Raw genomic sequence first — 14,112 nt, forward strand, 5'->3', positions numbered from 1 at the left:
GATATGACCCGGGCGGTATGACCCAAGCCGGTCATTTGTGAAATCGTTCGCAATCCCGGCATCTTGACCTCGTTGTTACCGAAGGCTAGGTATGGGAAATCCTGCAGATATCTCCTCCAACAAGGACCTGAGAGCATGGCCTTATTCGAGACTTTCTTTACCTCGAACCGGCTCGCGTATTTGGAGCACCATCTTGATCTCACGCTCAAGGAAGACGGACGGGACCTGACCTCTGAAGCCGTCTTTGCTGTCTCTGACGTGAGCCAGGGGAAGGTGGTGGCCAAACAGGAAGGGGTTTTGGCGGGAATCCCGCTCGTGCCGTTAGTGCTCGACAAATGCGCACCAACCGACGGTCCGGGCTGGGAGTTGGATTTTAGCCTGCCGGACGGCACGTGGCTCTGGCCTGGGACAGTTGTGGCCCGTTTTACAGGGCAGACCCGTCACCTGCTGCAGGCTGAGCGGGTCATCCTCAACTTCGTGTGCCACCTCTCAGGTATAGCCACGCTGACCGCCCATTATGCCCGGCTCATCAGCGACAGCCGGACACGCCTCCTGGATACCCGGAAAACCTTGCCCGGACTCCGATATTTGGAGAAATACGCTGTCCTGGTGGGAGGGGGCACAAACCACCGCATGGACCTCGAAGAAATGGTCATGCTCAAGGACAATCACATAGACAGAGCCGGCAGTATCTCCCAGGCCGTAGCCAGAGTCCGCACCCAGTACACCCCGTGTCCGCCCATTGAAGTGGAGTGCCGGACACTTGCAGAGGTGGAAGAGGCCGCTGCCGCCAAGGTTGAACGCATCATGCTGGACAACATGGATCTGCCGACCCTGGAGGCGGCCCTGGAACGCATTCCATCCACTATAGAAAGTGAGATCAGCGGCGGTGTTGACGAAACCACTATCGCTCGCCTGGCTGAATGCGGCGCGGATTTCATTTCCGTGGGGCGCCTGACCCATTCCGCTCCAGCCCTGGACCTGAGTATGCGCTGCGACCCGCTTGCCCCAGAATCCCAAACGGGTAATGCGTGATTGTCCACTCTCTGTGGCTACTGCGGACTGGCGACGTGAGGCAAATGCGCCTGAATCCGTGAAAAAACGTTGCGAAAATCGGTTCAGGGCCGATGCTCACGACCTGGGCATCCGGGCAAAGCCGATGCGCGACTCACCACTGCACTTGCTCTTTTTTCCAGGGCGGGGGCAATGTTAAAGCCGGGTCACGAATTCAGAATTGTAGGAAAACTCTTTACCCCGCAGACCGTTGAACACCCCAGAAGCCGGGGCATAACCGTTCAAAGACGACACAAGATTGAGCCTTCCTGCTCATGATTTGACGTTGTGCCGCATTGCCCCAGCAAGATTTACAACGGACTGCTAAAGCAGAGATCCCATGTCCCAATCCATCTCCGAGTCCATCCGTACAGCCAAACGGCAATGGGGCGAGGACCTGGTCATCCTCGGACACCATTACCAGCATGACGAGGTCATCGAGCACACTGATATTGCTGGCGACTCTTTGGAACTGGCGCGGAAAATTCCCGACCAGCGAGCCAAACATATTGTCTTTTGCGGCGTGGATTTCATGGCCGAAACCGCCTCTATCCTGGCCCAGCCGGAGCAACAGGTCTATATGCCGGACCACACGGCCTCCTGTGTCATGGCTGACATGGCCCCGGCTCCGCTGGTCTCCCGCATCCTGGAGAACCTTCACCGTGAGGGGCGCCGGGTCATTCCCCTGGCTTACGTCAATTCCTCAGCGGCCATCAAAGCCCTCTGCGGGCAGTATGGCGGCTCGGTCTGCACCTCCGCCAACGCCCCAACAATGCTCAAGTGGGCCATGCAACAGGGAGATCAGGTCCTGTTTCTCCCGGATCAGCATCTCGGCGTCAATACAGCCCGCCAACTCGGGCTTTCCGCTCAAGATTGGCACAAACTCGACATCCGTGGCGGCGGCACCCGGCTCGACCACTCGGCCATTGAACAAGCGACGCTCTTGCTGTGGCCTGGACTGTGTGCAGTCCACGCCCGCTTCCACCTCGACCATATCCAGGCTATCCGGGAATCCGAACCTGAGGCCAGAATTCTGGTCCACCCGGAATGCCACCCTGAGGTGGTGCAGGCCGCAGACGGGGCGGGGTCGACCTCATTTCTCATCCGTGCTGTGCAAGAGGCCTCCGCAGGCTCCACATTGTATATCGGTACGGAATGCAACCTGGTCTATCGACTTCGCGATCGATACCGGGAAACGCTGTCCATCCACCCCCTGCGCGTAAGTGCCTGCTCCAACATGGGCAAGACCAGTGCATCAAAACTCGCCTCACTCCTCGAAACCCTCCCGGACGCGCCGATCATGAGCGTGGACCCGAGCATCCAAGCCCCGGCCCTCCTTGCGCTGGAACGCATGCTGGAGGCTTGTCGGCCGGGACGATAAACACCAAAAAGGCGCTTGCATGGATAACCAACGCGTTCGGGTCTCGACCCTGGTCATCGGTTCCGGGATCGCCGGCTGCACAGCCGCTCTCCAACTCGCCTACCAGGGTCAGGAGGTCACCCTCCTCACGGCCGGCAGTGGCCTGGATGACGGAAATACCGCTCTGGCCCAGGGCGGGATTGTCTACCGTTCCGAGGACGACGACCCTTCCTACCTTGAGAGCGACATCCTCAAAGCCGGTTGGGATTACAATTACCGGCGGGCCGTACGCTACCTCAGCCGCCGTGGGCCGAAGGTGGTTAAAGAATTCCTCCTGGAGCGCATCAAGATCCCTTTTGACCGCGACTCAAGCGATGTCTGCCGGCTCGTGCGCGAAGGCGGCCACAGCAAGGCCCGAATCCTGTATTGCGCCGACTTTACCGGGCGGGCTATCATGCAGGGGCTCCAGGAGGCCGTCCTGGGAGAGCCGCACATCACCGTATTGACCAAACGCACGGCCATTGATCTCCTGACCTCCTACCACCACAGCGAACGGCTCGAATTCAAGTACCATCTGGATAATCAGGCGGTCGGAGCCTATGTGTATAACGGCCATACCGGAGAAGTGCAGACCATCCTGGCCGACCACACCGTCCTGGCCACCGGCGGACTGGGACAGATATTCCTGCACACCACCAATACCGCTGCCTCCATCGGTTCTGGCCTGGCCATGTCCTTCCGGGCCGGGGCCATGACCATGAACACCGAATTCGTTCAATTCCACCCTACAGCCCTATATCAGCGCGGCGATTGGCGCTTCCTTATTTCAGAAGCGGTGCGCGGGGAAGGCGCCAGGCTGGTCAACGAAGCTGGGGAACCCTTCATGCAATGGTATGACGAACGCGGCGACCTGGCACCCCGCGACGTGGTCACCCGGGCCATTGTCGATGAAATGCTGACCCGGGGGGAGGAATGCGTCTTTCTCGACGCGGCCAACCATGTCGATCTGGACCTGAAAGAACGCTTTCCGACCATCTACCGCAAATGCCGGTCTGTGGGCATCGATATCACCAAAGACCCCATTCCTGTCGTGCCCGCGGCGCACTATTCCTGTGGCGGGGTTCTGGTCAACATCCACGGTCAAACCACCCTGCCCCGGCTCTATGCCGCTGGCGAATGTACCTGTACCGGCGTCCACGGCGCCAATCGCCTGGCGAGCACCTCTCTTCTCGAGGCTTTGCTGTGGGGCTGGAGCGCAGCCCGCGACATCGGCTACAAGAGGCCGTTCCAGAACACGCTGGACCAGCGCTTGGCCGATTCCATCCCGGACTGGGTCTGTCCGGGCTACAACCACAACGAAGACCCCGCTCTGATCGCCCAGGACTGGGCAACCATCCGGAACACGATGTGGAATTATGTCGGTATCACCCGCACCACGCCGCGGCTCAAACGCGCTTTTGAGGACCTGCGGGCCCTGAACAAACGGATTCATGATTTTTACCGCGAAACACCGATCAGCAAACCATTGATCGATCTTTTCCACGGCTGTCAGGCCGCCTACGTGGTCACCAACGCGGCGCTACGGAACAAACAGTCGATCGGGTGTCATTACCGGCAGGAATAAGACGGGGAAGATGATTTTGCCGCCCTAACCGACGGCTGAAACATTCCTTATAGCGCAGGCCGTTCAACACTCCCAAGCGACGGGGCCGAAACTTTCAAGCTCACAGCGGACTTCGTCGCACGGAAGAGAGTGAACGTATTGCAGATTTACTGCCCGTGGGAGATTGATTGTCAACGGCCAGCTCAGATGGGGGGCACAAGGGAGGCCAGATCAGACGGGTACCTGAATAGGGCAAACGAAAAAGGGCCGGCGATGAATGCCGGCCCTGGATAAGGCAGGAGAGAATACCGTTTCTTAACGGAGGTTTCCTCGTCGTCGCAGTATGTGTTCTTCAATATGGACGAGCACATACTCCCCGTAGGGAGCGTTCCCTTTGTGCAGGGAACCCATCAGCCTGGAAAAAAGCTGATTCATGGGGGCGACTCTGATCGCCGTTATGGTTGGGCCGGTTTGGTTCCAGAGCTACCCTCCTTGGGTTGATGGACACGTAAGGCCTAACCGATCCTCTAGAGGACTTGATTCTTCTATAGCCCAATCCCGCCCGAACGGTCAAGTCGAAACTTCTCTTTTTCTCCACTCCCGGTGACAAAACCCTTTTGGCCCTTACCGCCTCCAAGAGGACGGGGACCTTTCCCCATAGCGCCATCTGTATCCCGGCAGGGTTGCGGAGGCACTCTGCCCTTCCTCCGATATCCAATTTCGTAAAAAAACCGCTCGTGGCGACCCGTTCAACCCCATTTCGCGTCCCCCACCGAATCATGGTCGGGAAAAAAGACAACCGGCACACCCTTACAGCTCCCCCTGCCTGAACCGCGAACATGGTCTGCGCCAGTTCCAGGCACCTCCAAAAAGGTGAAGACCTCTCTCGGGTGTCTGTTTTCGCTCTATTCAATTTTGTAAAAAACACCCTACCCGCCTTCTCCTCGTCATCCCTGCGCTACAAGGCAGCACCTTGGTCTGGTTGCAAAACCTCCTCGGCTGTCCTGCCGTTTTCGTTGCACAACCCAGGACTGTTCCTGAATATCACGGACTCCTGACACTGCTCCTGGAGCTTACAAAACGGACATCACCCTTCAACGTGGCCTCCTTCTCCCTTCGCCGGACTCCTCCACTCCCCCCTTGCCAGCTCCAAATTGCGCCTCATCAAGAGGGGGCGTGACAATGCTACGACTTTTATGTAAACTACAATATCTTTTACCTAGGAAAGCGTTTTCTTCATGTCGGAATTTCCCCGCTGCTGATTGTTTTCCTCTGCAAAGCCACACCGTAAAAGGCCGGCTTTGTCTTTTCCTCCCACACCCAGCTGTTTATTGCGCACCGTGACAGGTGTTCAGCCACCATTGCTGGACCCCGCTGGAGAGGTATCAGCTATCTCAACCGCTTCCGGACAGGTTGGAGCTTCTCTGCCGGATACCGAACACAGGAGTCTGCCATGTGCCGATTATTTTCTCTGACCAGCCAAGAGCCGATCTCCCCTATGCGGGCTATCGAGGCCCTAGACGTCATGCGAGAGGGGCACGACGGTTCCGGTGTTGGTCTGTATTTAAATGGCCTCAACGGCCCCTTGGGCGAATACGCCGGGTGCCCTATCCTTTCCGGGATTTTCACTGCCGAGGGGATTACGCGCATGGACACTCTTATGCGCTCGCGCGGCTATACCCCCGGATTTCGTCTGCCGGTCGCTCCCAAAGGCAAAGCCCCTCTTGGAACGCCATCCCGGCATACCTATCTCATCCAGACCTTTCATCCCCCTGAGGGCTGGGAGGAATGGGAGTCTTTGGACCAGGAACTCCACATGCTGCAGACCCGCTTGGAACTGCGCCGTATGGGCCTGGAAAAAGAAGATATCACCGTCTTTAGCTTCTGGCCCGATACGGTGGTCATGAAGGAGATTGGGGACCCGATGCATGTTGGGCGCTACCTGCAACTCGACAGCGAGGAACTCAAGGCCCAGGTCGTGCTCGCCCAGGGCCGGCAAAACACCAACTACGCCATCAACCTCTACGCCTGCCACCCGTTTTTCATCCAGGGCCTGTGCACGATGACAAATGGGGAAAACACCGCCTTTATTCCCATTCGCGAATATCTCGCCTCGCAGGGCATCCTTGGCTACGAGGGATACCAATCGGATTCAGAGGTTTTCGCCCATATCCTGCACTACACAACAAAACAATTGGGACTGGGGCTTGAGGCCTACAAACATATCATCACCCCCCTCAAAGACCAGGACCTGGAAGAACATCCGGACGCCCCGTTTTTGCGCCGTTTAAAACAGGCATGCCGCCGCCTGATCATCGACGGCCCAAACTGTGTTATCGGTTGTCTGCCGGACCAGACCATGTTCATGACCCAGGATTCAAAAAAACTGCGCCCTGGAGTGGTCGGGGGGCGTCCCGGTTTGTACGCCTTTTCTTCGGAACTTTGTGGCCTGGACGCGGCCATCCCGGACAGAGACAAGTCCAAAGATTTTCAGCCCATGCATCTCGACACCGCTTATGTCGGTCCTGAGCGCAAGGAGGTTACCATATGCCGGCAAACACAGCCATTACCCCATCAACACTAAGCCTCAAAGACCTGCCCTGGCAGATCGACTGGAATAAGGACAAATGCACCCTCTGCGGCCGCTGCACCTCGGTCTGCCCTGTCCAGGCCATTGACCTCGGCGTCTTTCGCAAACGAGAAATCGCCACCCCGCTGGGACTGTGCGGCCGTCCGGAAAATTCCTTTTCCATTTTTTACGGTATTCGGCAGCACACCGATCCGGCTAAGGCCTGCATCGGATGCGCCATGTGCTCTATGGTTTGCCCCAACGACGCCATCAAACCGGTACGCAGTGATGAGACCGACAAACTCCGGTGGCACAACAACAGGGGCGGGCGTCCCCGGACCCGCGGCGGGCGCCGCAACAACGGCGATAGTCTGCTGGACCAGATCAAATTCATGCGCATCTCCATGCTCACGGACCCCGCCCTGGACGCCGGCCGCCACGAATTTGAACTGCGAACGCTCATCGGACGCGTTTTACCTCCAGAAAAAGCTTTACACGCCTATCGCGAAAATGGCTGGACCCCACCCGTTCGCGAGATCTACCCCCTGTTGATCGGCGGCATGTCCTTTGGCGCCTTGTCCCCGAATATGTGGGAAGGCCTCCAAATGGGAGTCGCCTATCTCAATGAAGAATTGGGCATGCCGGTGCGCATGTGCACCGGGGAAGGGGGGTGTCCGCCGCGCCTTTTGCGCTCGCGGTTCCTCAAATACGTCATTCTCCAGATCGCCAGCGGCTATTTCGGCTGGGACGAGATCATCCACGCCATCCCGCACATGAAAGAAGACCCTTGTGCCGTGGAGATCAAATACGGCCAGGGCGCCAAACCCGGCGACGGCGGCCTGCTCATGTGGCACAAGGTCAATGAACTCATCGCCGCCATTCGCGGTGTGCCGCCGCGGGTCAGTCTGCCCAGCCCGCCCACGCACCAGACCAAATACTCCATTGAAGAGGCCGTGGCCAAAATGATCCAGTCCATGTCCATGGCCTGGGGCTTCCGCGTCCCGGTCTACCCGAAGATCTCCGGGTCATCGACCGCCCTGGCCGTGCTCAATAACCTGACCCGCAATCCCTATGCGGCTGGGCTGGCCATTGATGGCGAAGACGGTGGGACTGGCGCCGCCTACAACATCTCCATGGATCACATGGGCCATCCCATCAGCTCCAACATCCGGGATTGCTACCTCAATCTCGTCAAGCTCGGCCAGCAAAACGAACTGCCGCTGATCGCCGGCGGTGGCATCGGCAAGAACGGCAATCTGGCTGCCAATGCCGCGGCCTTGATCATGCTCGGTGCCAGCGCTGTCCAGGTCGGCAAATACGTCATGCAGGCCGCGGCCGGCTGCATTGGCTCCGAGAGCGACCGCTGCAACGTCTGCAATATCGGGATTTGCCCCAAAGGGATCACTTCGCAGGATCCCCGCTTGTATCGCCGGCTGGACCCGGAAAAGGTCGCTGAACGGGTGGTTGACTTCTACGTCAGCTTCGACACGGAAATGCGCAAAATCGTCGCCCCCCTGGGACGCTCGACCTCCCTGCCCATCGGCATGTCTGACGCCCTGGGCATCAGCGATTACCACGCAGCCCAGCGCCTGCAGATCAAGTACATGGTATAAGGACGCAGATTTTCGAGCCCTCCGGCCAAAAAGGGAGGGCCAGACTCAAGCGAGCGGAGAAAGAGACCATGCAAGAGGTCCATATAGCGGGCGAAGAAAGCGGAATCCGCCTGGAATCACGAATCATTGAAGAACGCATCCAAAAGGCGGTCGCGGAGGGTGGCCGCCGGCTGAGGATTACTGCCAAAGGACAACACGGCCTTGGTGGCCGCCTCTGGATCAGCCAAGAAGAGCCCGTGCACATCGATATCGACGGCTCTGCCGGACAGCGGCTCGGATCAATGGGGGCGGAAGGGACGACCATCACTGTCCACGGCCCGGCTTCGGACGATGTTGGCTGGCTCAACGCCGGCGCGCAGATCACGGTCCTGGGCCATGCCGGGAACGGCATCTGCAACGCCATGGCCCAGGGCCGGGTGGCCGTGGCCGGTTCCATCGGTGCCCGGGGCATGACCATGACCAAGCACAACCCCCGTTTCGCCCCGCCCGAGCTCTGGGTTCTCGGCGGAGTCGGCGACTATTTCGCTGAATTTATGGCCGGAGGGATAGCGGTGGTTTGCGGTGTTGACCCGTTTGAGCCGGAGAACGTCCTCGGCTACCGCCCCTGCGTGGGCATGGTCGGCGGGAAGATCTTTTTTCGCGGTCCCTACGAAGGCTTCAGCCGCGCCGACGCCAAAGAGGTCGACATCGATGACGCCGACTGGAAATGGCTGAGCACTAATCTCCAGGAATACCTCACAGACATCGGCCGCCCGGAACTATACCCGACCCTGGCCCGACGTGAAGAATGGCAATTATTGGTGGCCCGCTCACCGTTTGAAAAGATCGGCCGTAAGCGGCGCTCCATGACCGCGTTTCATAATGAAGTCTGGGACCAGGAACTCGGGCGGGGCGGCATGATAGGCGATTTGAGTCTGGCCGACCGCTCCCCGATCCCGCTTGTCGTCAACGGGGACTTGCGACGCTTTGTCCCGGTCTGGGAAAACCGCAAATACCTTCCCCCCTGCCAGGCCTCCTGCCCCACGGGCATTCCGGTCCAGAAACGGTGGGAGTTGGTCCGGGCCGGCAAGATCAGTGAGGCTATTGACCTCGCAATGTCCTACACCCCATTTCCGGCCACGGTCTGCGGCTATCTCTGCCCCCATTTGTGCATGGACGCCTGTACAAAGCTCCAGGGCAATCTCCCTGCCGTGGACATCACGGAATTGGGCAAGGCCGGTGTACAGGCGGCTCTTCCTGCGCTTCCGGAGTCGAGCGGTAAGAAGGTCGCCATCATCGGGGGCGGGCCAGCGGGGCTCTCTTTGGGCTGGCAATTGCTTCTCACCGGGCATGAACCGGTCATCTTTGACCGGGAAAAGCACCTTGGCGGCAAAATACGCTCCGCCATCCCGCAATCACGCATTCCCGCCGACATCCTGCAGGCTGAACTCGAACGGGCCGCCTCTGTCCTGCCCCACGTCCACCTGGAACAGGCAATGAGTCGGGAAACCTTCGCGGCCATCCAAGAGGAACACGATCTCGTGGCCTTGGCCATCGGAGCGCAACGGCCGCGCACCCTGCCCATCCCGGGCAATGAACGGCTGGTGCCAGCTCTGGATTTTCTGCAAGCCGCCAAACAGGAGACAGCCCAGGTCGGCAACAGGGTGGTCATCATTGGCGCCGGCAATGTCGGCTGTGACGTGGCCACTGAAGCCGCCCGTTTTGGAGCCGAGGACATTTTACTCATTGATATCCAGGAACCGGCTTCCTTTGGGGAGGAACGCCGGGCAGCCGAACGTGTCGGGGCCCGCTTTCGCTATCCCTGCTACACGAAGGCGATCACCGCCGAAGGCGTTGAACTCCAGGACGGAGAAGTCATCCCCGCGGATACGGTTATCGTGTCTATCGGGGACCAACCCGAACTGGACTTTTTGCCCGAAGATATTGCCACTGAACGGGGGTATATCAAGGTCAACGAGATCCACCAGACCTCGGACGCTCAGGTCTTTGCCCTCGGCGATACAGTGAAACCCGGCCTTTTGACCGACGCCATTGGCGCAGGGCGGCGGACAGCCCTGGTCATGGACGCCATCTTCCGCGGCCAGCGGCCTCTCGGAGACACCTCGGAAATGCCCTACGAGGACAATCTCGCTTTGGACTATTTCGATCCCGAACAGCCGGGCTCCGAGGTCATCGATTACTCTCGCATGACCTTGGCCTATTTCGACCCCCGGATCACGGACTTCGAATCCCTGGACCAGTGCGCGGCGGAATGTGCCTCCTGTGGCGCCTGCCGGGATTGCGGGCTGTGCATCGAAATCTGCCCCCAGACCGCTATTAATCGACGTCAACTGAGCGGGGAGGACTTTGAAATGGTCGCTGACCCGGAAAAATGCATCGGATGCGGTTTTTGTGCCCAGGCCTGCCCCTGCGGCATATGGGCTCTGCAGGCGAACGATCCGTTGATCTAGGTCCCCTATTCTGCCCTTCGGCAAACAGCATCGAGTAGGAGGGGGCCTTGCGGCCCCGTCCTCTCACACCACCGGGCATACGGTTCCGTACCACGGCGGTTCACCTGACACTTTGAGCTTTGCGAAGTTGATCTTGCAGTGACACGAGTCCAAGTGAATCAAAGTATTTCTTGGGGAATGCCTGGTTCATATGCGATGCGCCGGAGTTCCACCATGGCCCGCGGCCGTTGATGGCGGATTTCCAGGCGCGCTCTTCAGTCAGTCCCCGGCGAATCAGGTTCCTTGCTCGGGCGTAGGGTCGTTTCCAATGCCGCCACAGGATATTGCGCAATCTGCGGCGAATCCACATGTCCAGTTCTTCAAAAACTCCCTTTACCTCCGCCAGCTTGAAGTAGTTCATCCAGCCTCGCAGTTTCGGCGCAAGGGTGTCTATCGTCTTCTTGAGCGACCGCCCCCGCCCACGTCGAAATTCCTCCCGTACCGCCTGTTTCAGGCGTTTGACCACACTGGGCGCAACCTTGAGCCGCGGCTGCGTATGCCAGGTCATCGAGTACCCAAGGAATTTCCTTTTCCATGGCCGGTCAACCGCGCTCTTATCCGCGTTGACCCTCAACTTCAACCGCTCTGTCAGAAACCGGGTGATCGAGGCCATTGCGCGTTCGCCGGACCGTTTTGTCTGCACGTAGATATTGCAGTCGTCGGCGTATCGGCAGAACGCGTAGGCCTCTGCGTTCAAGCTCCTTGTCCAGGTCATCCAGAAGGATGTTGGACAAGAGCGGCGAGAGGGGGCCGCCTTGCGGCGTGCCCTCCTTTCGTTTCGATGCAATTCCCCCCTGCATCAGCCCCGCTTGCAGGTAACGCCGGATGAGGGCGAGCACCCGCTTGTCCTTCACCTTGCGGGCCACGCGCGCCATGAGCACGTCGTGGTTCACGCGGTCGAAGAACTTCTCCAGGTCCATGTCCACGACCCACCGTTTGCCGGCGGCAGCATGCTCCCGTGCCTTGAGCACGGCCTGATGCGCACTTCGACCGGGCCGGAAGCCGTAGCTGGATCCGGAGAAGTGAGGGTTGAAAATGGGGGAGAGCACCTGGTGCAGCGCCTGCTGTATCAGGCGGTCCAGCGCCGTCGGGATGCCCAGTTGGCGCACCCCGCCGCCGGGTTTAGGGATTTGCACCCCGAGCACCGGCTGCGGCTCGTACCGTCCGTCCAGCAACTCCTCTTTGATTCGGGCCCAGTTGAGCGTGCAATATCCCCATACGTCGTTGACGCTCATGCCGTCGACTCCGGGGACGCCTTTGTTGGCGCGTACACGCTTGTAGGCCGCAAGCATGTTCTCGCGTCCGACCACCGCTTCCATCAAACTCTGCTGCTCCGGATGGGAGTACTCCTTCGTTGCCGTGACGCTTGACGCACCACTACCGTACTCTCGGGGATTCCGTCCCCTACCCTCGGGTGTGGCGACGGGCGTCCCAGCCCGTCCTTCTGCGGCTCCGTTCGTCATCGAAATTTCGGGCTCCCGTCCCGTGTTAGATGTTCGGGCCTTCAGTCCGGTCGGGGGACCTACTATGCCCTCGGCTGACTTCTGCCCGCCCGTCCCGACGCCTCGCGACGCCGGTAGCACATGGCAGGCGGACAGACCTCCCCGGGTAATGCGCACCCACCTTCACGCTTATGCCCGCCGCATATACGTCCATGCTTTCCGTACAAGTACAGGGCTTTGAAGATAATGGACTCCTTACCCGGCATGGCCGCCTCGTATGCGATTCCTGTTCGTCAGGCCAGCGTTTTGCCTGCGGCTTCCTTCAGATCCCACCTCGCGGTGGACACCCTTGCCGTCCGGCTAACAGTTCCCCTTGTCGGGCCTGTAGAGGACTTTCACCTCCAAGTGGGTGCGCCCTGCCGGGCGCACCACAAAAAGCCCCCGCCGACGCTTGCTGCGTCGGCGGGGGCTTTTTAGACAGCAACACAAACCGATAAACCGGTCTATTTTCCCCAAAACACGTCCAAGACCACCCTGCGGGGCGGACTGGTGCCCAGACTGGTCACCACAAAGGCCAGCCCCCCCAGGACCAAGGTCGGGACAATGACATGCATCCCCCAAAAGCGGTCCCAAACGATATTGAAGACAAAATAGGAACCGACACCGACCACAATGGATGCCAAAGCTCCGGCGCTATTGGCCCGACGCCAATACAACCCCAGCACCAGAGGCCAGAAAAATGCCGCCTGCAGGCCGCCGAAGGCAAAGAGATTGAGCCAGACAATGAGGTCCGGGGGACGTAAGGCCGCCAGGAAGACGATAATGCCGATAAGCGCTGTGGTGTAAAAACTCAACTGGTGCAAGCGCTTTCTGGCCCCACTGTCTGTGGCCGCATCCGGTTGAAAACAATGGATGTAGACATCCTTGATCAGCGTAGCCGAAGCGAGAATGAGTTGAGAATCGATCGTGGACATGATCGCGGCCAGCGGGCCAGCCAGAAAGAGCCCGGCCACCACTGGCGGCAGCACTTCAAGGCTCAAAAGGGGCAAAATTTTATCTCCGACCTCCAGGCCGGGAATCACTGCCCGGCCCAGTGCTCCGCAGAGATGCATACCGAGCATGACCGCCCCCAATACGGCGGTACTCAAAACGATGGCCGTGTGCATGGACCGGCTGTCGCGATACCCAAAACAGCGCACCCCGGCATGGGGCAAACCGATCACTCCCAAGCCGACAAGCACCCAAAACGAAAGGATAAACGGTTTGGAAAGAAAATCATCAGGGCCAAAGGGGGTCAGCAGCGCAGGGTCGGTCTCCCGCAGGCTTTCGACGATAGGGCCAATCCCGCCGCCCGCATGGAGCAGGCCCCAAAAAAGGGCGCCCATGCCACAAACCATCACCAGTCCCTGAACGGCATCGGTCAGCGCCACGGCCCGGAAACCACCGACTGTGGTATACAGAATAACGGTGGCCGCAAAGATAAACAGCCCCGTATGGTAGGACAGGCCCGTGGCACCTTCAAAAAGACGGGCCCCGCCGATGAATTGGGCCACCATTGCGGCTATAAAGAAGACAACCAGAGCCAGTGAAGTCAGTCCGACCACCCATCGGCTTTCATATCGGGCCCGGAGGATGTCGCTGATGGTCACTGCGTTGACTCGGCGGGCGATGATCGCGAATTTCTTGCCCAGCACACCGAGGGTCAGCCAAGCCGTGGGCACCTGGATCATGGCCAGAAAGACCCAGCCCAATCCCATCTTGTAGGCCACACCGGGGCCACCAACGAAACTGGAAGCGCTGGTGTAGGTAGCTACTAGAGTCATGGCCAGGACAAAACCACCCATGCCGCGACTGCCGATGAAATATTCCTCCAGAAAATTGCCGGCCCGGGACAAGACCCGATTGCTGTAAACCGCCAAGGCGTAGATCAATCCCAGATAGATGGCCAGCGGCACAAGGACCTGCACATTCACTGCTTCCATT

General features: G+C 59.2%; 9 protein-coding genes. 6 read left to right on the top strand and 3 right to left on the bottom strand.

Annotated features, from left to right (window positions below):
• Window positions 1-135 precede the first annotated feature (135 nt).
• From nadC to DRET_RS06875, 6 genes are all read left to right on the top strand, one after another.
• Window positions 136-1,035, top strand: coding sequence for a carboxylating nicotinate-nucleotide diphosphorylase (nadC, locus tag DRET_RS06850; protein WP_015751806.1), 900 nt, complete (start codon window positions 136-138; stop codon window positions 1,033-1,035).
• A 358-nt stretch (window positions 1,036-1,393) separates the two neighbouring features.
• On the top strand, window positions 1,394-2,434 hold the full coding sequence (gene nadA, locus DRET_RS06855) for a quinolinate synthase NadA (protein WP_015751807.1): 1,041 nt from the start codon (window positions 1,394-1,396) through the stop codon (window positions 2,432-2,434).
• Between the two features lie 19 nt (window positions 2,435-2,453).
• On the top strand, window positions 2,454-4,037 hold the full coding sequence (nadB, locus tag DRET_RS06860; protein WP_015751808.1) for an L-aspartate oxidase: 1,584 nt from the start codon (window positions 2,454-2,456) through the stop codon (window positions 4,035-4,037).
• A 1,432-nt stretch (window positions 4,038-5,469) separates the two neighbouring features.
• Window positions 5,470-6,600: a class II glutamine amidotransferase domain-containing protein gene (locus DRET_RS06865; protein WP_015751810.1), complete on the top strand. Its 1,131-nt coding sequence runs from the start codon at window positions 5,470-5,472 to the stop codon at window positions 6,598-6,600.
• Window positions 6,564-8,198, top strand: coding sequence for a glutamate synthase-related protein (locus tag DRET_RS06870; RefSeq protein ID WP_015751811.1), 1,635 nt, complete (start codon window positions 6,564-6,566; stop codon window positions 8,196-8,198). Before DRET_RS06865 ends, DRET_RS06870 begins: the two co-directional genes overlap by 37 nt.
• A 68-nt stretch (window positions 8,199-8,266) precedes the next feature.
• A complete protein-coding gene (locus DRET_RS06875; RefSeq protein WP_015751812.1) occupies window positions 8,267-10,648 on the top strand; it encodes an FAD-dependent oxidoreductase in 2,382 nt (793 codons plus the stop codon).
• A 100-nt stretch (window positions 10,649-10,748) separates the two neighbouring features.
• Here the strand turns inward: DRET_RS06875 and DRET_RS13925 are convergent, their stop codons facing one another.
• From DRET_RS13925 to panF, 3 genes are all read right to left on the bottom strand, one after another.
• Window positions 10,749-11,195 (bottom strand): group II intron maturase-specific domain-containing protein, encoded by a 447-nt coding sequence (locus DRET_RS13925; RefSeq protein WP_244147902.1) that lies wholly within the window; start codon window positions 11,193-11,195, stop codon window positions 10,749-10,751.
• Window positions 11,196-11,241: 46 nt separating this feature from the next.
• On the bottom strand, window positions 11,242-12,006 hold the full coding sequence (locus tag DRET_RS13930) for a reverse transcriptase domain-containing protein (RefSeq protein WP_244147903.1): 765 nt from the start codon (window positions 12,004-12,006) through the stop codon (window positions 11,242-11,244).
• Window positions 12,007-12,632: 626 nt separating this feature from the next.
• Entirely contained in the window at window positions 12,633-14,111 is a 1,479-nt protein-coding gene (gene panF, locus DRET_RS06885) for a sodium/pantothenate symporter (RefSeq protein WP_015751813.1), read from the bottom strand.
• Window position 14,112: the final 1 nt, after the last annotated feature.

This window comes from Desulfohalobium retbaense DSM 5692, assembly GCF_000024325.1.
In the GTDB taxonomy this organism is placed as follows: domain Bacteria; phylum Desulfobacterota; class Desulfovibrionia; order Desulfovibrionales; family Desulfohalobiaceae; genus Desulfohalobium; species Desulfohalobium retbaense.